This window comes from Cognaticolwellia aestuarii (genome assembly GCF_002000025.1).
GTDB classification, from domain to species: Bacteria; Pseudomonadota; Gammaproteobacteria; order Enterobacterales; family Alteromonadaceae; genus Cognaticolwellia; species Cognaticolwellia aestuarii.
This window is the reverse complement of sequence record NZ_MUZV01000012.1, coordinates 19,584-42,459: the sequence shown is the minus strand read 5'-3', so window position 1 is coordinate 42,459 and position 22,876 is coordinate 19,584. Positions and strand designations below refer to the sequence as shown.

The window sequence follows — 22,876 nt, the reverse complement described above, 5'->3', positions numbered from 1 at the left end:
ATTAAAACCAATACATCAGCTGAATAGCCCAAACTTGCCAGTCTTTGCTAGCATTGGCAATGGGATCAGGTTGTACAATAGGAGATAACCTTGCTCCTCCTTCCATCCAATGATACTCAGCATTCAAACGTAAATTACTGCTAAAATCATAGGAAAGCCCAATCATAGTGTCATTGTGAAAACCAAAATATGATGGTATCAACCCGCCAGAACTTGCTGCTAATTTAGAGCCATTTTTATCATCCTTATTAGCGTAAAAACGTTCATTTCTCAGCATAACCGACAAATCTTTTGTTAATTGGTAACTTGTTTGTAGGTAATAACCTTGGCCAATCTCATCACGATTAAAGCCTGGTATATAGAAACCTTCTGTAGCGAGTCTTTCTTGCACCAGTTCCGCGCTAAACTGCCAATACTGCCCTTCAAAAATAGCATTTAAGGTATAGAATTGAAAAATAAAATCAGCATCGAAAAAGTTATCTACTTCTGCCGGAGAATAACTAAACGAAGCATCGTTAGCTGAAATACCAAAACGCCATTGTGAAAACAGTGGTCGCCAATAAATACTCGCCTGCGCATCTAAGTCATGCTCTAACTTCCCCCCACCCGACTGCCCAATAACGACACGAGTTTGTTGATCTGAAAAGGTACTTTTTCCTCTACTGAAATTAAAGTCGACTTCTCCCAAGTGATCGTCGCTATATTTTAGTTTGATGGCGGCACCATCACCGCCAACAGCAAGATCACGAAAGCCGTCAAAATAGGTGACTTGTGGATTAATAATAGAAGGACGAGCAAAAGGAATATCTCGTGTACTTGAATATAACCAATGATTATTTTTAACTCGGCCAAAATATAAGCTTGCTTGCCAAGCTTCACTATGAAAAGCGTCCCATTCTAGTAACAAGTAATCAATACGCGCGCCCGGATGATAACGATTGCCACCATTGAGATAAACAGCCTGTCCTGCAACACGGAAATTATCATTAATTTGATATGAAGCATTAATGCCAACTTCGGTCAACTCAAATGAGATGCTTTCATCATCATTAATAAAGTTACTTTTATTAGCATCAATAATCCCTTGTGCCACAAAACCATGTACTTGTAATGACTCACCTTTAACTTCAGCCGCACTGAGATTAAAAACCACAAAAAAGCTACACAATACACTGATATAAAACTGCATCAAAACAAACGGTTTAATCAGTAACTTCAATGACGTTAACATCTTTGGCCTCCGATAAATTTTCCACATAGCCGATAGCACCTTTAGTTGATTGTACCGCTTTAATAAGCTCACTTTCACTAGTCACTTCAATTGGGGCTACACCGTACCCCGAAAATGTTAACTTGTTCCATATGCGGTCAAGCTGATAGGGAAATAAACGTAGCTGCTCTTTACAAAACTGTTGATGAAGGGGGGATTTACTGGCTAAAACATATACCACAATAGGCGTACCGTTTTTCCAATAGACTTGCCGCATAGAATATATACGACGCAATTGACTAACCGATAACGATGACGTATCAGCCGTTGCATTTGAAATAATATTAATTGCATATACTGGTGAACTAAAAAGTAAAATAATAATAGCAATATTTAATAATGTGACTTTAATAATTTCATCCTTGTAATTAACATAAGGCAAAACATATCGAACAAAACAACCCACACAATAAGTTAAATCAATGAATTAATTAAAATTCCTACAACGTTTAGTTTAGTAAATTTATTATAACTTACCTAACATTAATAGCTTTATTTTTCTCTCCAAAGTGATTAGACCAGTATTTTGCTGCTATATTCTGCGAAAACACTATAATAATCGTCAAATGAGATTAATTACGACATTTCAGTCAAATTTATTTCAAACATATGGTTAAATATGACATGATGCGAGTATTACTCAATAGTTAGGGTGTTTTTACCGAAGATGACTACAAAGTTTAACATTTTAGTTTTAAATGGTCCCAATTTAAACATGTTGGGCAAACGTGAGCCTACTATTTATGGCTCATCGTCATTAAATGAGATTATAGCAAGACTAACCAGCATTGCCGATAAAATGAATCTAGAGCTGAGTCATAAACAATCAAATGCAGAGCATGTATTGATTGATGAAATTCATGCCAGCTTTGAAAAAGTAGATTTTATTATTATCAACCCTGCTGCTTTTACGCATACCAGCGTTGCGCTTAGAGATGCTTTATTATCGGTTAATATTCCATTTGTTGAAGTGCACTTATCTAACGTCCATACACGTGAGTCGTTTAGGCAGCATTCATATTTATCTGATATTGCTATAGGCGTTATCAGTGGTTTAGGAACCGGTGGTTATGAATATGCTTTAGATTTTGCAAGAAATTGGCTAACACAGAACAAATAGACACTTACTTAGGTGATATAACTCACTTAAGTTTTCATAAATATAAAATTAATAATTATTAAAAGGTATTCACATGGATATTCGCAAGATTAAAAAATTGATTGAGCTAGTTGAAGAGTCAGGAATCAACGAATTAGAAATTTCTGAAGGCGAAGAATCGGTACGTATCAGTCGTGGCGGCACAATTATGCAAGCAGCACCTATGATGCAAGCAGCACCTGCGGCTGCAGCACCTGTAGCAGCTGCGCCAGTACCAGCAACAGAAACCGCAGCCCCAGTAATCACAGGCCATGTTGTTCGCTCTCCTATGGTAGGTACATTTTACGCCGCAGGCTCACCTGATGCGCCAGCATTTGTTGAAGTAGGTCAACATGTCAACGCCGGCGATACATTATGTATCCTAGAAGCAATGAAGATGATGAACCAAATAGAAGCTGATAAATCAGGTGTAATCAAACAAATTTTAGCTGAAAACGAAGATGCTATTGAATTTGATCAACCGCTATTCATCATTGAATAAGCCCAACCAATAAGGGTATTTTCATGTTAGATAAAGTTGTTATCGCCAATCGCGGCGAAATTGCCTTAAGAATATTGCGCGCTTGTAAAGAGCTTGGCATTAAAACGGTGGCTGTGCACTCAACGGCCGATAAAAACCTTAAGCATGTATTATTAGCTGATGAAACCATCTGTATTGGTAAGCCTTCAGCTATGGATAGTTACTTAAATATTCCAGCGATTATTACCGCTGCAGAGGTTACGGATGCTGTAGCAATACATCCAGGCTATGGCTTCCTTGCTGAGAACGCTGACTTTGCTGAACAAGTAGAAAAATCAGGTTTTGCCTTTATCGGGCCTAAAGCTGAAAGTATTCGCTTGATGGGTGATAAAGTATCAGCAATTAAAGCGATGAAAGCTGCAGGTGTACCTTGTGTACCAGGCTCTGATGGGCCATTAACTGACGATGATGCAGCCAATTTGGCGCATGGTAAGCGCATTGGTTACCCTGTTATCATCAAAGCTTCTGGTGGCGGTGGTGGCCGTGGTATGCGTGTTGTGCGTAGTGAAGAAGACTTAATTGAGTCTATCCAACTAACGAAGTCTGAAGCACGCTCAACGTTTAATAATGACATGGTTTACATGGAAAAATTCCTAGAAAACCCACGTCACGTTGAAATTCAAATTATGGCTGATGGTCAAGGTGGTGCGATTCATTTAGGTGAACGTGATTGTTCAATGCAACGCCGTCATCAAAAAGTTGTGGAAGAAGCACCTGCACCAGGAATTACACCTGAAATGCGAGCTAAAATTGGTGAGCGCTGCTGTAATGCTTGTATAAAAATTAATTATCGCGGTGCCGGTACTTTTGAGTTTTTGTATGAAAATGGCGAGTTCTATTTCATTGAAATGAATACCCGTATTCAAGTAGAACATCCGGTAACAGAAATGATCACCGGTGTTGACTTGATTAAAGAGCAACTTCGCATTGCTGCTGGCCAACCTTTATCTTATACCCAAGATGATATAAAAGTGTCAGGTCATTCAATTGAATGTCGTATAAACGCTGAAGATCCACGCTCTTTCATTCCATCGCCTGGAAAAATTACCCGCTTTCATTCTCCGGGTGGCTTAGGTGTACGTTGGGACTCTCATATTTATGCAGATTACTCAGTACCTCCGCATTATGATTCCATGATCGGTAAGCTGATCACTTGGGGTGATAGCCGCGATGTGGCGATTGCACGTATGCGTAATGCATTAAGTGAGTTGGTTATTGACGGAATTAGAACCAATATAGCGCTACATTTAGATATTTTAAATGATCAAGGCTTTGTTAATGGTGGTGCAAATATTCATTACCTTGAGAAGAAGCTTTCTGAATTAGAATAAACCCAAAAGCGCTACTAATAAAAAGCTCTGCATGCAGAGCTTTTTTTATATTCAGCGTAAACCTTATGTCGTGATATCATAGATGATAAAGCACGACTTATTATCCATGATTTTGGCTAGAAACAATGACTAAATTACTAGAAAAACCTTTACCACCCGCCGATGATGACTGCTGTGGTGGTGGTGCATGCAACCCTTGTGTTTGGGACCATTACTACGCTGAGCGAAAAAAATGGCGCTTACAGCAAGTAGAGTTAAAAGCTGCCGCAGAGCAAGCAGCTAAAGCAACTGACGATTAATTAGTCATCTTGAGCACTTTTGCAACCAGCTTGTTAATACCACTTGCCGCTTCTACCAATGACGTTGCCAACATATAAGCCGGTGTTGAGACTAATTGTCGAGCTTCATCAACAACAATATCATCAACAGCACATGCTTTATGATCAAGGCCAATATTAGTTAAAGAAGCCGCAATGGCAATATCTTGACCAATCGTCCCTTGCGCGCCTTCCCCATAAACCAGCGGGATCATAACGGGAGCAATACACATATAACCTGCAGGCTTATTAGCCTTGGCAAATGCTTGGCATACCGATAACACTTGCTCATTTATGCTAATGTCTTCACCGTTAATGGCAAAATCAGATAAGTTTTTTGCCGCACCAAAACCACCCGGTACGATTAAAGCGTCAAATTCATCAATATAAAATTCACTTAAATCTTCAACATCACCACGGGCAATACGAGCAGACTCAACCAAAACATTCCGTTGCTCATCTTGCATCACCTCTCCGCTGACATGATTTATCACGTGATGCTGATTAATATTTGGTGCAAAACAACGATACTTTGCGCCAGCCTGTTCAATAGCTAACAAGGTTAGTACCGCTTCATGAATTTCACTACCATCATAAACACCACACCCCGATAAAATTATCGCTATATTTTTCACACTTCCTCCGTAGCTATATTCAGCTTATTACGTATCAATTGGCAGATCACAACAATATATACCGACACTACCATTAAGAGTGCAAATGGTAAGGCACTGCCGTCATAAAATACAGCTAAAATAGGACCCGCTAAGGCACCAATACCAAATCGTAAAGTGCCATTTACTGCCGTCACGGTTCCTGCATGCTCAGCAAACTCTTGTAAAATTAAGGCGTCAGCATTCACTGAAATCATTGATAAGCTCCCCATCAAAGGCAAAATTACCATGGCGTGATACAGTAAAGGTAAGGTAAAAACATTGGCTAACAGTAAACTCGTCGACATAATAATAGCCAACGAAAGACCAAAATAGAGCATTTTTCTAGAGCCAACACTGGCCACAAAACGCGTGTTAATAAAGTGTGCAATCATCAACGCAAAAACATTTAAACCAAATAATAAACTAAACTCGAATTCAGAAACCTTAAATACCGTCAAATAGACAAATGGGATCGCGGTTATGTAAGCAAAAAAAGCCAACGACACCATCATCACACTCAATAAATCAAACCGTGCTGCACGGTTACTAAAAACAAGCTTATAACGTTCAATTACCCGATAAGTTTTTGCCGGTTTAGTCATAGATATGTCAGGTAAAAACATAGCACTGCAGATAAATACAATAAAAGCATAGGTTGCTAAAACATAAAATATCATCTGCCAGCTATGCAGCAGCAATAAACTGCCAATACTTGGCGCTATCATTGGTGCCAGCATCATGATCATACTGACATAAGACAAACCTTTGGCGGTGTTTTGGCCATAAAGCTGTCGAATAATGCCTGGCACAACCACAGTCGCGGCACTGCTAATAAATGCTTGGCAAAAACGTAAAGCAATAAATTGCTCAATATTTTCAACTAATGTTAACCCCAAGGTTGTTAATAAAAAGCCCGACAACCCCAACATTACCATGGCTCTGCGAGAGTATTTATCTGCCATGGGGCCAAAAAATAGCAAGCCCATTGCATAGCCAAATAAATAAATACTTAAACTATTTTGTACCAAAGGCATTTGGGCTGAAAAGTAACCTGCTATTTCTGGCATGCCTGGAAGGTACATATCAATGGCGAGTGGCGACACGGCGATTATGGCAGCAAGTAATGGCAACATTAATGTCAAGGAGACTTTAACTTTTGGCTGATTCATCATTACTTAACTCCTATATTACTAGTCTCAGGACTAGGCTCAGGATAGTCATGAACAAGTTTCCCAATAATTTGAATGGCATTATCTATCCGCTCACTCCATTGCACACCATAACTGATCCGCATATAGTTTTTATATTTTCCTGATGGCGAAAAAATTTCGCCTGGAGCAAAGTTAACGCCCTGTGCAACAGCTTGTTTAAAAAACTGGCTGGTATCAACATGTGAACGGCAACGTATCCATAACACGCTGCCCCCTTGCGGTTTTGAAATACAAACTTGTTCGGGAAAATATTCAGCAATTAATGCGCGCATACGTTCACAATTATAACGTAGGGTTTTTCTCAACACTTGTAAGTGCCGGTCATATTCCCCACTCATTAAATAATCACTTAAGGTCCATTGCTGTAGCATTGACGTAGAGCACGACTGCGCTCTTTTGATGCGCTTAGCTTTTTCTTCAAACTTGCCCGGTAACAACCAGCCAACACGATAACCTGGCGCGGCAGTTTTGGAAAAAGATGAACAAGTTAATACTAAACCTTTTTCTGAATATAGTTGTGCTGGTAATGGACGGCTCTCAGAAAAGTACAAATCGCTATATACTTCGTCTTCAATCAGGACAATGTCGTTTTGTTCTAATAGCCTCACCATGGCTTGTCGTTGTTTATCTGTCATCATAGAGCCCGATGGATTGCTAATGGCCGATGAAAATAAGCACGCTTTCACCGCGTGTTGCTCAATAACCTTAGCCAGCTCAGCAACACAAACCCCTTCTTCAGTACAGGTATAAACTTCTAGCGCTTTCATACCTAAGCTTTCAATTAACTCAATAATGCCAAAATAGCAAGGAGATTCAACCGCAATAATGTCGCCGCGCTCGGCAACACACTGTAAAGCGATAGATAACGCCTCTTGTGCGCCATTAGTGATAATAAGATCGTCGTGATTTACCAAAGCGCCGCACTCTTGATAGCGAAAAGCCAGATTTAAACGTAATTTAGCATCGCCATTTACCGGCCCGTAACTTACCGCTTTTTCTGAGACTCGACTTAGGACAGAGCGCATTAATCGAGCAAGCGTTTTATCTGGTGGATGAGCATTTACCGGATTAGAAATACCCAGTGCGACAGAGTCAGGCATATGAACAGCTTCATAGACCTGTTCGATTAAACTACGACAAGAAATTTCAGTTGGCTGCCCCCCTGACCATTTTGCTCGCATAGGCAATAAAGTACGCGCCTGTGTTGCTTTTAAGTAATAACCCGACTGAGGTCGAGCAGAAATAGTACCTTGGCGCTCAAGCTCAACATAAGCCTGCTTTACGGTGGGCACACTGATATCAAACTGCCGACTGAGCTTACGTAAACTGGGCAACTTATCGCCAGGGCGTATGGCGCCACTACGTTGTTGATGCTCAACAAAATCGATCACTTGTTGATATAAAAATTCTGACGCTGATTTATCGACGAGTCGCATAACTGTATAGGTTGCATTTTCATTTTTTTGTGTATGTTATTAAAACAAAAAAGCCGTAAAATGTCTATTCGTTACTAACACTGCCTACTTGATACTCCTGAGTATTTAGCTGATTTAAAAGCTATTCGCTTGGTTTATCTTTTTGCTCTACAAGCAAAAGCTTGTGGTACTTATTCAAGAGATCGTTATGAATAATACATTTTTATATATCATTACTGTGTTGATTTGGGGATCAACTTGGATTGCAATTAATTACCAATTAGGTGAGGTCGCTTCAGAGGTTTCTATCGTTTATCGTTTTGGCTTAGCAGCTATTGTGCTATTTGCTTATTGCAAACTTAAAGGTTTACCTTTACGTTTTTCATTACGCCATCATCTACAGTTTTTCTTTTTTGGCGCCACTTTATTTAGCGTTAACTATTATCTACTGTATTCTGCGCAACAGCACATCAACTCTGCATTAACCTGTATCGCCTTTTCAATGATTATGTTTCTCAATGTCTTTAATGCTCGTATCTGGTATGGCACTAAAATTACTCAGCAAGTTTATTTAGGTGGAATATTAGGTCTATTCGGTATTATTACACTATTTTGGCCACAAATTAGTGATACGCAGTTAGGCGCTGAGACCTTATTGGGCTTAGGTTTTTGCTTAACGGGCACTCTATTTGCGTCAACTGGTAATATGTTATCAATGAAAAATCAAAGGCTCAATTTACCCCTGATGTCTGCTAACGCTTGGGGTATGGCATATGGTGCTATTTTTATGGCAATTATTGCCATGATACGCGGCAGAACATTTAACTTCGATTACAGTTTTTCTTATATAAGCTCACTGCTTTATCTCGCTATTTTTGGTTCGGTTATTGCCTTTGGTAGTTACCTAACATTACTCAACCGTATTGGTGCACATCGTGCGTCATATGCATCCATTATGTTTCCAGCTGTTGCCGTCGTTATTTCAACACTGGTTGAGGGCTTTTCTTGGACAGGCTATACCGTGATCGGCTTATTATTTATTTTGGCAGGCAACCTAGTGGTGTTAATGCGTACTAAAAAGCCCGTTGCGATAGCGGCACCTTTAGCACCGCATACCGCTAAGCCGCTAAGCCGCTAAAACCGAATGTGAATCAAAATAATTTAAAAGTAGAAACTTTATAATCAATTTAATGCCATATCGTCAGTTTTTTGTGCGCAGTTCACTTAACACTAAGTGCCGATTGCACAACGGCGCTGGATACCTTCCTTTTCAGCGCCGTTTTTTCTTACTTCTTTAACCCAGTGACGGCAAGTGTCAATGTTGTTACTTTTCGAAAAAACACTTGCTTATCAGGCTCTTTGTGCTTAATAGCTGCCAATAGGTGAGCCTGGCGGTAAGGTTATTTTAGACACTGGCGTTGCCGTCTTGTCATGGCTCAAACTGTAATTAATTTGCTTGGCTAATAAAGCAAACTGCGCTCGTGAGCCTTTGTATTTTTTAGTACTGCGCTTATTCATTAACCACTGAGATAAATCCATTAAGGTAAGATAAACTTCCGCCTTAACTTCAGTAACCAGGTGCTCACTGTGCCATAACCCTAACAAATGCTCGACAAGTTGTTGATTCACACGTTGTTGTATTAGCAAGGCTGTAGATTTTTTAGGGACTGACTGAAAAGTAGTGCCAACAAGTTTAGTTAACAGCTCCCCTACTGAGGGTATATCGCTATCAAGCATACTTTGCTGTTGTAATCTTGCTAAACGTTCAGCATTAAGTAGTAATGACAAGGTATGCTTAGCACTTGCCTCTGCAGCACTGATGGGGTCAAAAGTTAATCCCGTGTTACTGGTAAAGCTTTCTCTGTTTCGACTGTAACCATAAGCTTTCGGTGGAATTAGCGCTGTAACTTCAGCAGGAACCGTCAGTGTTTCAACTGATAACGTTAGCAATAGCGCATTCAAGGCCGCATTTTGTGAAGTACCTGATACCAACTTTTGTTGATTGCTAAATTGTTCACTACGCAACTGATAACCGTAATCAACACCGGCAATAAGTTTGGCAGTCGCTTCAACTTGAAAACGATGAAAATTATAAATTGGCACCAGTACTTGTTCGAGCTCTGACATCGGCGTGCCAACAGGAATACTGTTTAAGCCAAAGTTAGCTAAAGCCAGTTTTCGTACTTTTAATACCCGGGTTAATTCCGCCGCCGCATCTTTGCCGTTGTCCCATAAGTGCCCTGTCGCATGCGCGCCAGATTTAGGTCTTGCGTCAGGATCAGACACATAAGCTAAGCCTTGTTGCTGAGCTGAGTTAACTAATTCAGATAAATACTGTGCTTCTTGCGCTTTATTGACATCGCTATACCCATAGGCAACAACATATTTGTCCCAAATGCCAATATCGGTTGCGTAAGCATTTTCTAAGCTAATTTCATCATTTTCAATGGTGATTAACGGATGTGGATAATCCATCACCGATGCGCGATCGTTAACACTGGCAGCAAAGTTATGCGCAATACCTAAGGTATGCCCTACCTCATGTGCTGACAGTTGACGAATACGAGCTAATGCCATTGCTTTCATCGTACGGGTATCCGTTTCTGTCGTTTTAAAAGGCGAAGTTAAGCCAAGCGCAATTAAGTAGTCTTGGCGCACGCGTAAAGAGCCTAGCGTGACATGACCTTTAATAATTTCACCTGTGCGTGGGTCAATAACCGACGCACCATAAGACCAACCACGAGTTGCACGGTGTACCCATTGAATAACGTTATAGCGCACATCCATCGGATCGGCATCACTTGGCAGCATCTTAACTTGAAAAGCATTTTTATAACCAATAGCCGAAAATGCTTGGTCCCACCAACGAGCACCATCGAGTAATGCACTTTTAACAGGCTCAGGCACGCCAGCATCAAGATAATAAACAATAGGTTCAACCGCTTCACTTATTTTCGCTTCAGGGTTTTTCTTTTGTAAACGGTGACGAGGAATATTGCGTTTTATTAATGGCTCATCAATGGCACTCGCATAATCGGCATAAGCGTGCTGCCAAAAGCCGCTATATGGATGAAATTGACGCGTTTGATAACCATCATCAGGTAACTTAATTAATGAATGATGCAAATTTACCGTAACAGCAGAGGCATCAGGTGTAACAGAGCGCAAATGTGTACCAGCTTTGCTGCCTCTATAAGTCACCGTTGCTTCTAGTTCAGTATTGTTTGGAAAGGCTTTACTACGTTTTTTATAAACACCACTACGTGAGGCATCAATTTTATAATCCCCCTGCTTAGTTCGCTTCAATTGTGCTGACAAGTTATGGATATCTGACAACAAGAATGGCGTGTAGTCTATTAGAATTTTACTGTTGTCTTTTGAGCGCTTACTGACCTTAAAGCCCCAAATTATTGAGCTAGCAAAAGCCTCATCAACAGCTTGTTTCTCAAGCATATTACTAGTATTAGCACGGTAGTAGGTATTAAGTTGGCGCAAAAACACTTTATTACCCACTTTTTCAAAGCGCACTAAACGCGTATCACCAAGTTGGCCTCGGTCTAAACCAATGTCATTAGAGCCGACCCCTTGCGGCAAAGCACTTTGAAATAAAAAGTTTTGCTCAAAACTCGTTAGTTCTAAAAAAACTTTACCTGTTTTATCATCAAGATAAAAAGAAAAGTAACCTTGATGGTGTTGCTTATCTTTAATAAATTCAGCGTATGTTGGTTCTGTTTTCGCCAGCGCTTGTGCTGATAGTACGCAACAAAAAAATAAAGCTATTACCCTAATGAAAAAATTCATTCTATATCCTTGCCGTCTGTAAAATTAAATAATGAGAAGTGCTGAAAATACTCATATTCTTGTTATAATCGATTTAAAAGTAAGCTTGAAATTTTTTCAAATTACTTTATCGCTTAATTAAAGCAAATTTTTAATGTCTTGATAGTACATCATTACACCAAAAATTAAATACAATATACAATCTCCTCTTAAAATTAAGAGTAACACACTAAAGTAATTAGGTAACCCGATGCAACGACTAGCTCCCGCTTTACGTGAAGATAATGTCCCATTAGATTTGATTTCATTAATAAAAACCATTTTAGCTGCCACCAAAGAAATATCATTTCGTGTCAGCCAGGGTCATTTAGGTGACACTATGGGATCAACCTTAGATGAAAATATTCAAGGTGAAGTACAAAAAAAACTTGATGTTGTCGCCAACGAGTTATTTAAAGATATTTTATTAGAGTCTGGTTTTGTTAAGGCAATATCATCAGAAGAAGAAGATACGTCGGTTGCTGGTGACGAAAATGGCAAGTTTATTGTTTCATTCGACCCTTTAGATGGCAGTTCAAATATTGACATTAACTCGCTAATTGGCACTATTTTTTCGATCCATCAAGCGCCAACAGATATGGACGCAAGCGATCCAGAGATGTTTAAGCAAGCAGGTAACAAACAAGTTTGTGCTGGCTATGTACTATATGGCCCGTCAACTATGCTAGTGATGACAACTGGCAGTGGTACACACTTTTATGTGTTAGACCGTACACACGGTGGTTACTTATTAGTTGAGCGCAACGTGCAAGTACCACAAGATACTCAAGAGTTTGCCGTTAATATGTCAAACCAGCGTTTTTGGCAAAAACCAATGCAAAATTACATCAATGATTTACTTGCTGGTGATACTGGCCCACGTGGTAAAAACTTCAATATGCGCTGGATTGCCGCTATGGTCGGTGATATTCATCGGGTATTGTGTCGTGGTGGCTTATTCACTTACCCAAGCGATAATAGAAATCCAGACAAGCCTTATAAATTACGTTTAATGTATGAAGCTAACCCAATGAGTTTTTTACTTGAACAAGCTGGCGGATTAGCCATGACTAGCGAAGGGCGTATTATGGATATTGAACCAACAGATATTCATCAACGTGTTGAGGTGATCATGGGTTCAAAAAATGAAGTAGAGGCTTGCTTAAGCTACTACAAGTAATATACTCATCTCGAACAAAAAAGCACTTGAAACTTTTCGAGTGCTTTTTTAATCTTAACCACACCTCTAAAATTAACTCAAACACACAAAAAAACCTAAAGGTTGAAATAATCGCTTTTATCCTGCAGACTTAAATTATCACGTGTGGATTTTAATACACAAAAACTTATAACGACTAGTAACGTAATTTATCAAGGACGATGAGATTATGAGCCATATCACAACAGTTGAACGAACATTCACCGAAAAAGAACAACTTGTTTCTACCACAGACTTGAACGGTACTATTACCTATGCCAATGCTGAGTTCTGTAAAATAGCAGGTTATAGTTTAGATGAACTTATCAGCCAACATCACAACATTGTCCGTCATCCTGATATGCCTAAGGCAGCCTTCAAAGATCTCTGGGGAAAACTAAAGCGTGGTGACTCATGGCGAGGCATGGTTAAAAATCGCTGTAAAAATGGTGATTACTACTGGGTTGATGCTTATGTAACTCCCTTACTTACTAATGGTAAAATCACTGGCTATCAATCTGTTAGAGCATACCCAAGCGCGAAGCAAAAATCTCAGGCACAAGCGTTATATAACAAGTTGAATCAAAACAAACCCATTATCGACTTACATGCGAATATTCTCCTAAAGCGTATCATGGCGCTAATCGTTGTTGCGGCGGCGGCCTCATTCAATTGGCTGTTGTCTGGCACAATAATGTCAGCAGTAGTTTTCCTCACTTGCTTATTTATTCTAATACTGATTTTTTCAGAAGAGCTTATAAAAATCCCCCACCAGCTTACAAAAACTAAATTAGCGTTTGATAGCCCATCTCGTCATATATATTTAGGTAAAGGTATTATTAGTATCATTAATTACCCCATTGAACTTTATAAAGCCAGAATAAAAACTGTTTTAGGGCGTAGCAATGATTCCGGTAAAAGATTAGCAAAGCTAGCTGATGAACTCGCTCAAACCTCAAACGACATGTTCATCAGTATCCAAGAAGAAAACGATCATATAGGACAGTTTGCTACGGCGATCACACAAATGAGCGCAACCATTAGCGAGGTTAGCCAAAGCACCACCACAGCCCACGATAGAGTTGAACAAGTGCACCGTGAATGCGTACAAAACATAGCCACCATCGAAAGTAGTGAAAATAAAATCAATCAGCTTGCTTGTGATGTCGACAATGCCGCAAAAAATGCCACGGAGTTAGTTGCTGACGTTGATAAAATATCAACCGTTATGAGTGAAATTCAAGGTATTGCTGATCAAACCAATTTACTTGCATTGAACGCAGCAATTGAAGCTGCAAGAGCGGGTGAGCAAGGACGAGGCTTTGCTGTTGTTGCTGATGAAGTAAGAGCTTTAGCCAGCAGAACACAAAATGCTACCGAGCAAATTCAATTGTCGGTCAATGAGTTACAAGGTACTTTAAAATCGTGGAATCAAGTTATGTTACATAATAAAAGCAATGCTGAAGCGTGCTCTGCCGAATCAAAAACCATTAAACAAGCAATGAAAAATATTATTGAAAACATTCAAAATGTTAATGACATGACCGCGCAAATTGCCACGGCATCAGAACAGCAAAGCGTTGTTGCCGAACAGATTACTCAAGGTATTCACAATATTGACAACATATCGCAACGTAATACCTCACTCGCGGCACAAGTATCAGATAAAAGTAATGAGGTGAGTACAAATGCTGAAGCGATAGAAGAACTTAGTACAAACTTTAGCTAGTGCTTAAATTCATGCTATAGCGTTTGAAAATTTACCGATAGAGAAAATGACGACTAACGAAGTCATGTTCATTCACAACACGCCATAATGTAGCAAACAACTAACTTACAACAAAGTCAGTAAAGTTTAACTGCAAAAAATTTATCAATATTCAAAAGTCTCCGAGTAATTACCCTCTCCTCCACGTTTTTCAATAAAGTCGCAAGCAAAGTCAAAATAGAGCTAAAAGCTAAGCAAGAAGTAACGACACAATCCCCTCTTTCACTGATTAACTTAACCTTTATTTAAAGTGACAAAAGTCACAAAGACTTGACTTAGATCAAAAAAGGATTACAATTTTCACAAATTACTGAAAATTCAGAAACAACAAAAGGCTATCAATATGAAGATAACACCTATGACACAATCGCTAGTCCTTCACTTTGGTGAAATGGGCTCACGCTGGGGGTTAAACCGAACACTTGGACAAATGTATGCCGTTATCGTACTAACTGAAGCCCCACTTAATGCCGATCAAATCAGCGAAGCATTACAGATTTCTCGCTCCAATGTCAGTATGGGGTTAAAAGAACTGAAGTCATGGAATCTGATCAAATTACACCATATTCCAGGTGACAGAAAAGAGTATTTTTCTGCGCCGAGCGATATTTGGGAAATAGCACGTACATTAGTGGTTGAGCGCAGAAAGCGTGAGCTTGATCCTACGTTATCTACCTTACGTGACGCCTTGATGGAACAACCGAGTAACGAGTCTGATGAATATGCGCAAATGCGCGTTAAGCAAATGCATGATCTGATGGAGATGGTCACGTTATGGTCTAACGAAATGCAAGGCATGTCATCAGAGAAGTTGTCTGCGCTACTCAAACTGGGTGAAGGCATCAGTAAGATTTTAGACGTCAAAGACAAATTATTATTAAGGTAGCGATAACCGTCGCTTCCTACTGGGGTAATAGGCCCCGTTTTACTGAATAGCTTGCGCTACCAGCTTACATTATTTACCTTACTAAAGTGGAGTACATCACGTGTTAGATGCTGCAGTTATTGCCAATGACACAAGTTTCATGCTTTCACGCATACAATTTGCTGCCAATATTAGTTTTCATATTTTATTTCCCACCATTAATATCGCCTTATGCTGGATATTGCTGTTTTTTAAAGTGCGCTATAACCAAACCCAAGATGAAAGTTGGCTACGCGTTTATCGTTTTTGGGTTCGAATATTCGCTTTAACCTTCGCCATTGGCGTTGTTAGCGGCATAACCATGTCATTCCAGTTTGGTACGAACTGGCCTGGCTATATGGAAACCGTCGGTAATATTGCTGGACCATTGCTCGGTTATGAAGTGATGACCGCCTTCTTTTTAGAGGCATCATTCCTCTCTATTATGCTATTTGGCATGGATCGGGTATCTAACCGTGTTCATACCATCGCGACTGTGCTGGTATCTTTTGGTACGACGCTATCAGCTTTCTGGATTTTATCGCTCGACTCATGGATGCAGACACCCGCAGGCTTCGAGATGATCGATGGTGTTGCCCATGTTACTAGTTGGATGGAGGTTATTTTCAATCCATCTATGCCTTACCGTTTAATGCACATGTTATTAGCATCGGGGCTAACTTCAGCATTTTTGATTTGTGGTATATCAGCTTATCGACTCATCAAAGGCGACAACAAGAAATCGGTTAAGCAAGCACTCAATTTTTCAGTGACCTTAGCTGCGATATTAATTCCATTACAAATTTTCGTTGGTGACTTACACGGTTTAAATACCTTTAAACATCAACCAGCAAAAGTCGCAGCAATGGAAGGGGTTTGGGAAACGGCTACCGAAGTTCCGCTTTTATTATTTGCTTTACCTGATCAAGAAAAACGCGAAAATAGCTTCGAAATAAAAGTCCCTAATATGGCCAGTATTATTTTAACTCATGACCCAAAAGGTGAAATAAAAGGCTTGAATGAGTTTATTGATAAGCACCCGCCCGTTGCGCCAGTATTTTTCAGTTTTAGAATTATGATCGGTATGGGCGTGTTAATGCTACTATTTTCTTGGCTTGCTACTTATCAATTTGTGCTTAAGAAACAATATCCGCCGTGGCTATTAAAAGCTGGCATTGCCATGACCTTCTCAGGTTGGTTAGCTACCTTAGCGGGCTGGTATGTTACTGAAATTGGTCGTCAACCTTACTTAGTTACCGGTATTCTGCGAACTAAAGATGCCGTAACCACTACACCACCTGCTGATATTGCGCTATCACTGACGTTATATCTAGTTATTTATGGCTTTTTGCTAATTGCCTATATCCGTACTTTATTTGTTATGGCTAATCGAGCGGTAATACTCGAAGAAAGTAATGCTTCATTAACAGGTAAGGTTCTTGTGTCTGATGCAAGTAAACCAGTAACAACCAATGAAGGAGTAACATCATGAATGTTACATCAGTAGATTGGCTACCAAGCGTTTTTATCGGCTTGATGGGGCTGTCATTTTTAATTTACGCGATACTTGATGGCTATGATTTAGGTGTTGGAGTATTACTGCCACTAGATAAGCCACAACAGCGCGATACTATGATTTATTCTATTGGGCCATTTTGGGATGCTAATGAAACTTGGCTAGTCATGGCCATTGGCCTATTGTTAATTGCTTTTCCAAAAGCCCACTCGATTATATTTCAAGCATTATACTTGCCAACAGCATTGATGCTAGCAGGGTTAATTTTACGTGGCGTATCATTCGACTTTCGCACTAAAGCACCCAGTACTGATAAGCATAAATGGGATTACGCTTTTAAATTCGGCTCTTTGTTGGCGACATTAACCCAAGGTTACATGTTGGGGCGCTATATCACTTCATTTGAAGACTCATGGTTAAGTATTGGTTTTTCTGCCTTGTCAGCTATTTGTGTTACGGCTGGTTATTGCTTTATAGGTGCCGCTTGGTTAGTCATGAAAACAGAAGGCGAGTTGCAACGCAGAGCGGCCAATTGGGCAAAAATCACCAATGTATTAATGGCAGTAGGCATTATCGCAGTATGTTTAACGAACCTGCTCATTGACCAGCAGATCATGGATAAATGGTTAGGTGGTATGCAAGTGTTAATTTTAATTCCAATAACCTTACTGCTGGCTTTTACATTTATCACAGTTCACTTATATTTAGATAAGGTCCCCATGGAAAATGATCTTGGCTGTTGGTTTCCATTTTTAGCAGCAATCATACTATTTATCATGTGCTTCTGTGGCTTAGCCTATAGTTTTTATCCTTATATAGTACCGTTTAAAATGACGATATTTGAGGCCGCAAGTGCTCGCGAGTCTTTATGGTTTATCTTTGTTGGCGCCGCTGTGGTTTTACCGATGATTATTGGTTATACGATATTTTCTTATAAGGTCTTTTGGGGTAAAACCAGTAAGCTAAACTACTAAAGAGTTTTGCTACATAACTCATGCACTCCAATATATAAAAGCCCGATATTAACCAGTAATATCGGGCTTTTTCATTCTATTAGCACATTTACAAGTAAAACACTTTACGCCTTATCTTGGCTGTCTTTTTTAGCTTGTGCTTTTATTGCTTCTAACTTGGCTTTGTGATCTAACTTGTAGTCAGGCATATCTTTCTTGCCTTCCATTAAGTAGTTATCCATCCAGCGCATTAAACGTAAGCTGTAATCGTACTGTGCCGCCGCTTTGCGGTTGCCGTGGCCTTCACCTGGGTAATAAACTAAACGTACATCTTTACCTTGTACTTTCATGTAACGGTACATTTCCATTGATTGTGCTGGGTGTACACGCGGATCGTCTTTACCGTGCATAATTAATAATGGTGTTTTTGACTGATGTGCCCAGTAAATAGGACTACGTTCTAAATAATATTGCCATTTATCCCAAGGGTAAGAGCGCGCATGTACTAAATGCATTTCATTAGAAATATCGGTAGTACCAAACTTAGATAACTGATTTGAAATACCAACAAACATTACACTAGCAGCAAAATGTTCAGTCAGCTTAGTTGCCGCCCATGCCGAAGCATAACCACCGTATGAGCCACCAGTAATACCTACGCGCTTAGCATCGACTAAACCCGTTTCAACTAGGTAGTTTTTCATATCAACTAAGTCATCAAACTCTGCGCCAGCATAGTCATTTTGGCCTAATTTAGAGTACGCTACCCCTTTACCAGTTGAGCCACGGTAGTTAGGATAAAATACCGCATAACCACGTGCCGCTCCCATTTGACCAGGTTTAGAGTAAGCCGTTACCCAACCATTTTTTTCATGGCTTTCTGGTCCGCCATGTACTTGCATAATTAATGGGTAACGTTGGCCTTCTTTATAATCTAATGGATAAACTAGAATCCCGCCCACTTCCACGCCATCACGTGCTTTCATGGTAATAGATTCTTGCTTAGCGAGGCGTTTTTCATTTAACCAAGGGTTAGAATCGGTTAATTTACTCAATTTTTTGCCGCGCAGCATAAAACTCTCATTAGGATGTTGCGCACTATGGCCTTTCACACCAATTGTTTTGTCTGAGTTTGACAGCGATAAGCCCGAGGCAATAATTTTTCCGGCTTTAAGTTGGGTTTTATACTTATTGCTACCAGGTTTAATGTTAGCAACAATACTTTCTGTGCCTACATTGGCAATAAAGTTAAGCTTATTGCTTTTATGCGACCACTCAATATCTGTAACATGGCCAGCAAATTTTGGTAACCAATCTTGTATTTCGCCGGTGTTAACATCAGCTAAATATAAACGGCCGGTGGCTGGATCATGTTTATCTTCTGCGCCAATAACTGCGATATGCTTACCATTAGCAGAAAATTCCGCTGTGCCTAACTTACCTTCAGTGGCAATCGACATGGTAATTTTTTGATCTGCAAGATTCATCACATGCCATTGTGCTTTGGTGTACGAGTCATCAATCAATGCTGTTGGTTGCGTTTTAACAAGTAATTGCGCGTTATCAGCAGCCCAATTCATGTCACTAACATAACCATTAATATCAACGGCAGTTAGACTAAGCGCTTTTGCTTGCACAGCTAAATCTGTAATGAATAACTGTTTGTTTTTCAGTCCCATTTCATAAACTTCAGCTTGAAAGCCAAGTTCTTTTAGTTTTTTCTCTGACTTGTCTTTTGCTGGCATTGCTAACAGCGCAACTTGTTTACCATCAGGACTGATATCGTAACGACTAATTGAAGTGTCTTTTAATGCCAATACTTTTTCACGCTCACCACCGTCAACAGGGATACGATAAAGTTGAGTATACTTTTCACCTTTAAATTTCGCTAAAAAGTAAACAAACTTGCCATCTGCTGACCACTCTAAAGCGCCAACATTGACTTTTCCGGTAATAAAAGGTCTTGTATTGCCTTTAGTGTCGGCAATAAAAAGCCCGCTATAGCTGCCGCCATTTTTATCAACGTACAGCTCTCGAGGTAAACTGCGAGTAAACGCTACTTGATCGCCACTTGGGCTAATAACACTACTTCTCACTGATTTTATTTTTGGGATATCTTCGATGCTAATGACATCGCTTGCCATTGTCCCCGCACTCGCCAATGACATTAATGCCACTAATGATTTAAATTTCGACATAAGTTCCTCAATTGAAAAAGCTGCTTATCAGTAACAGCTATTATTTTGTACAAAAATATAAAAATTGCCCCGCAATACTAACGCAATACCAACCAAGCTTAAAGCGTTAGGCTAGTAACGGTTAGCAGCTCACGCTTTTGTTGGTCTATTCAGACAAAAGTTGTATAAAAATAGCGCCAAGGTGTACTAGGCGAACTGCCTATGTTTTTGTTAGAATACGCGCCATATTTTGATAATACCTTTAACGGCTGAGTCGTTATTCGGTCAATGGCGCTTGGAGATAACGATTTATGTCGGCTTATGCAGTAGGACACAAGGTTCCTGATTCAGATTCAATTTGTTCAGCAATTGCACTTTCATACTTAAAAACAACAATTGGTGAAGATGTAAAACCGGCTCGTTTGGGCGAGCTTTCACCTGAAACTTTATTCATTTTAGACAAGTTCGGCTTTGAACAGCCAGAGCTTAAATTGAACTTTGCTGATACCGATGGTATTTATGTTGTTGATCACTCAGACCGTATTCAAGGCCCTGATGATATTGATGACAGCACGGTATTGGGTATTATCGATCACCACAAATTAGGTGATATTACCACGTCAACGCCATTAGAAATTTGGGTACGCCCAGTTGGCTGCACTAATACGATTATTAAAATGATGTATGACTTTCACGGTGTTGAAATTCCAAAAAATATCGCCGGCGCTATGATGTGTGCAATTTTGTCGGATACGGTTATTTTCAAGTCGCCAACCTGCACCACTGCCGATATAAAATGTGTTGAAGCATTAGCACAAATTGCTGGCATTGAAGATTATAAAGCCTTGGGTATGGAGATGTTCACAGTTAAATCATCAGTTCAAGGTACACCGGTTCGTGACTTAGTATTGCGTGATTTTAAAGATTTCAATATGAGCGATAACATTGTTGGCATTGGTCAACTAGAAGTTATTGACCTTGCCTTGTTTGACGAGATGAAAGCAGATTTACACGCTGATTTACAAGCGGTTAAAGAAGAAGGTAATCGTCACACGGTCATGTTATTGCTAACTGACATTATGCAAGAAGGCTCTGAACTATTAGTGGTAAGCGACGATATCAGTATTGTTGAAAAAGCTTACGGTATAACGCTAGTTGACGGCAAAGCATGGTTACCGGGTGTAATGAGTCGTAAAAAGCAAGTGGTACCACCATTACAAGATACGTTCGCGTAAATACTTTTGGCTGAGTAGTTTAGATAAATCCATCGGATTGAATCTAAACTACTTTCCTTTATTTCATCTCAAAACCATTACTGAAATCAAGTCTGTAACTAAAAAAACTTCGAAGACCTTAATGCTTTAATGGCAACATTAAAACGAATTTAGCTCCCCCATATTCACTATCAGTAACAATAATGGTACCACCATGTAACTGTGCTATTTCTTTAACAATAGTAAGCCCAAGACCAAAGCCGGTATTTTGACTGACACCACTTACTTGATGAAAAGCTTCAAATATAGCTTTTTGCTGCGAAGCAGGGATCCCCGATCCGTTATCTTCAACACAAACCACAATGGAATCATCAATTTTATTTATGCAAACATAAATTTCAGATTCACCGTACTTATCTGCATTTTTAACCAAGTTAGTAATAGCTCGCTCTGTTAACGACTTATCAAGTAAAATGTTACTTTCATTATCAAGATGATTATGCCACTGAAGGCTTGCCTTACATTCAATTAACAGTTTTTCCTGTAAGTTATGTGAAAAGTCAGCAATATTAACTTGTTCAAGCTGCAGCTTAAGCTCTGCTCGTTCCATTTTTGCATAACTTAATAACTCCTCCACTAAATCCTCTAAACAGAAAATTTCATCCTCTAGGCCTTGTACATGAGCCATCATATTGTCACGCTTGGCTGTAACCAGCATTTCCAATATCATTTGCATACGAAATAAAGGTGAACGAAACTCATGAGCAATAACATGGGTGAGCTGTTTGTGACTGCCTAATAAGCTTTCCATTTGCTCTGCCATAGTATTTAAACATACATTCAATCGCCCCACCTGAAAACGTTTTAGGGTTGATGCTCGTGCAGACAAATTACCTTGGCTAATATCAACAAGGGTAGACTCAAGCCGTTTTAATTTTCGATGTAGACCAAATAACCAAATAAAGCAGCCTGATGCAACAAAACAAATGAGCGCAATAAAAATAGCATCTCCCACTGTTTCATCAATTTTTAATAACTGATGTGCTTCATTTTCTTCGATTTGATAGTACTGCGCTGGTGAAAAAGCTGTGAAGTAATCGTATTCATCATCATCAAACCAGGTTAGCTGGTTCTCTAAAGCTTTTTGAATATGGCTTGGAATACTATCAAATGCAACGGGGCTGATAATAACTTGGTTTTTATCAGCAATAACATCAATAAGCTCTTGCCTGCGTTGCAAAGTTACATGGCTATCAAGCTCTTGAAGTAATGTTATTTCTGCAGCAAAATTTTCAGCTTTTATGATGTTTTCAATATCAACATAGAGGTAAGTATTAATTAAATGGGCAGCAACCATAAAAATAAACAGTGTTGCTAATAGCCCTAAATATAAAGAAATAAATAGTCTGGTCATAAAGTTCGCACAATTAAATGTTATGCAAATAGTT

19 protein-coding genes are annotated in these 22,876 nt (G+C 39.5%); 11 read left to right on the top strand and 8 right to left on the bottom strand.

Going from position 1 to position 22,876, the window contains the following annotated elements:
* Position 1: 1 nt before the first annotated feature.
* Complete coding sequence (locus B0169_RS16335) at positions 2–1,231, bottom strand: hypothetical protein (protein WP_077287773.1); 1,230 nt, start codon at positions 1,229–1,231, stop codon at positions 2–4.
* Positions 1,203–1,652: a substrate-binding domain-containing protein gene (locus B0169_RS16330; RefSeq protein WP_143323576.1), complete on the bottom strand. Its 450-nt coding sequence runs from the start codon at positions 1,650–1,652 to the stop codon at positions 1,203–1,205. Before B0169_RS16330 ends, B0169_RS16335 begins: the two co-directional genes overlap by 29 nt.
* A gap of 285 nt (positions 1,653–1,937) precedes the next feature.
* On the opposite strand from B0169_RS16330, the gene aroQ reads away from it, so the two are divergent.
* The 4 genes from aroQ (at position 1,938) to B0169_RS16310 (ending at position 4,579) form a co-directional block, all read left to right on the top strand.
* A complete protein-coding gene (gene aroQ, locus B0169_RS16325) occupies positions 1,938–2,390 on the top strand; it encodes a type II 3-dehydroquinate dehydratase (protein WP_077287769.1) in 453 nt (150 codons plus the stop codon).
* A 73-nt stretch (positions 2,391–2,463) separates the two neighbouring features.
* Complete coding sequence (accB, locus tag B0169_RS16320) at positions 2,464–2,910, top strand: acetyl-CoA carboxylase biotin carboxyl carrier protein (RefSeq protein WP_077287767.1); 447 nt, start codon at positions 2,464–2,466, stop codon at positions 2,908–2,910.
* A gap of 23 nt (positions 2,911–2,933) precedes the next feature.
* Entirely contained in the window at positions 2,934–4,280 is a 1,347-nt protein-coding gene (accC, locus tag B0169_RS16315; RefSeq protein WP_077287765.1) for an acetyl-CoA carboxylase biotin carboxylase subunit, read from the top strand.
* Between the two features lie 125 nt (positions 4,281–4,405).
* Complete coding sequence (locus B0169_RS16310) at positions 4,406–4,579, top strand: oxidoreductase-like domain-containing protein (protein WP_077287763.1); 174 nt, start codon at positions 4,406–4,408, stop codon at positions 4,577–4,579.
* Here the strand turns inward: B0169_RS16310 and elbB are convergent.
* Genes elbB through B0169_RS16295 form a run of 3 tightly spaced genes read right to left on the bottom strand, consistent with a single transcriptional unit; the run spans position 4,576 to position 7,900 of the window.
* Positions 4,576–5,232 (bottom strand): isoprenoid biosynthesis glyoxalase ElbB, encoded by a 657-nt coding sequence (gene elbB / locus B0169_RS16305; RefSeq protein WP_077287761.1) that lies wholly within the window; start codon positions 5,230–5,232, stop codon positions 4,576–4,578. The two genes, B0169_RS16310 and elbB, sit on opposite strands and share 4 nt — an antisense overlap.
* Entirely contained in the window at positions 5,229–6,425 is a 1,197-nt protein-coding gene (locus B0169_RS16300; protein ID WP_235838607.1) for a multidrug effflux MFS transporter, read from the bottom strand. The genes elbB and B0169_RS16300 overlap by 4 nt, the downstream gene beginning before the upstream one ends.
* Entirely contained in the window at positions 6,425–7,900 is a 1,476-nt protein-coding gene (locus B0169_RS16295) for an aminotransferase-like domain-containing protein (protein ID WP_077287759.1), read from the bottom strand. Before B0169_RS16295 ends, B0169_RS16300 begins: the two co-directional genes overlap by 1 nt.
* A gap of 187 nt (positions 7,901–8,087) precedes the next feature.
* Here B0169_RS16295 and B0169_RS16290 point away from each other — a divergent pair, with 187 nt between their 5' ends.
* Positions 8,088–9,017 carry a DMT family transporter gene (locus tag B0169_RS16290; RefSeq protein WP_077287847.1) on the top strand — a complete coding sequence of 310 codons (930 nt, stop codon included), beginning with the start codon at positions 8,088–8,090 and terminating at the stop codon, positions 9,015–9,017.
* A gap of 227 nt (positions 9,018–9,244) precedes the next feature.
* On the opposite strand, the gene B0169_RS16285 is transcribed toward B0169_RS16290, so the two are convergent.
* Positions 9,245–11,680, bottom strand: a complete 2,436-nt coding sequence (locus B0169_RS16285) for a zinc-dependent metalloprotease (RefSeq protein ID WP_077287757.1) — start codon at positions 11,678–11,680, stop codon at positions 9,245–9,247.
* Positions 11,681–11,909: 229 nt separating this feature from the next.
* Here B0169_RS16285 and B0169_RS16280 point away from each other — a divergent pair, with 229 nt between their 5' ends.
* The 5 genes from B0169_RS16280 (at position 11,910) to B0169_RS16260 (ending at position 18,058) form a co-directional block, all read left to right on the top strand.
* On the top strand, positions 11,910–12,878 hold the full coding sequence (locus B0169_RS16280) for a class 1 fructose-bisphosphatase (RefSeq protein WP_077287755.1): 969 nt from the start codon (positions 11,910–11,912) through the stop codon (positions 12,876–12,878).
* Positions 12,879–13,086: 208 nt separating this feature from the next.
* Entirely contained in the window at positions 13,087–14,625 is a 1,539-nt protein-coding gene (locus tag B0169_RS16275) for a methyl-accepting chemotaxis protein (protein WP_077287753.1), read from the top strand.
* Positions 14,626–15,007: 382 nt separating this feature from the next.
* Positions 15,008–15,550 carry a GbsR/MarR family transcriptional regulator gene (locus tag B0169_RS16270; RefSeq protein WP_077287751.1) on the top strand — a complete coding sequence of 181 codons (543 nt, stop codon included), beginning with the start codon at positions 15,008–15,010 and terminating at the stop codon, positions 15,548–15,550.
* A gap of 139 nt (positions 15,551–15,689) precedes the next feature.
* Entirely contained in the window at positions 15,690–17,060 is a 1,371-nt protein-coding gene (locus B0169_RS16265) for a cytochrome ubiquinol oxidase subunit I (protein ID WP_077287845.1), read from the top strand.
* Positions 17,057–18,058, top strand: coding sequence for a cytochrome d ubiquinol oxidase subunit II (locus tag B0169_RS16260; protein ID WP_077287749.1), 1,002 nt, complete (start codon positions 17,057–17,059; stop codon positions 18,056–18,058). The genes B0169_RS16265 and B0169_RS16260 overlap by 4 nt, the downstream gene beginning before the upstream one ends.
* Before the next feature lie 104 nt (positions 18,059–18,162).
* Here the strand turns inward: B0169_RS16260 and B0169_RS16255 are convergent, their stop codons facing one another.
* Positions 18,163–20,205, bottom strand: a complete 2,043-nt coding sequence (locus B0169_RS16255; protein WP_412842148.1) for an alpha/beta hydrolase family protein — start codon at positions 20,203–20,205, stop codon at positions 18,163–18,165.
* A 320-nt stretch (positions 20,206–20,525) separates the two neighbouring features.
* Here B0169_RS16255 and B0169_RS16250 point away from each other — a divergent pair, with 320 nt between their 5' ends.
* Positions 20,526–21,449 (top strand): manganese-dependent inorganic pyrophosphatase, encoded by a 924-nt coding sequence (locus B0169_RS16250; protein WP_077287745.1) that lies wholly within the window; start codon positions 20,526–20,528, stop codon positions 21,447–21,449.
* Between the two features lie 118 nt (positions 21,450–21,567).
* On the opposite strand, the gene B0169_RS16245 is transcribed toward B0169_RS16250, so the two are convergent.
* Complete coding sequence (locus tag B0169_RS16245; RefSeq protein ID WP_077287744.1) at positions 21,568–22,842, bottom strand: ATP-binding protein; 1,275 nt, start codon at positions 22,840–22,842, stop codon at positions 21,568–21,570.
* Positions 22,843–22,876 lie beyond the last annotated feature (34 nt).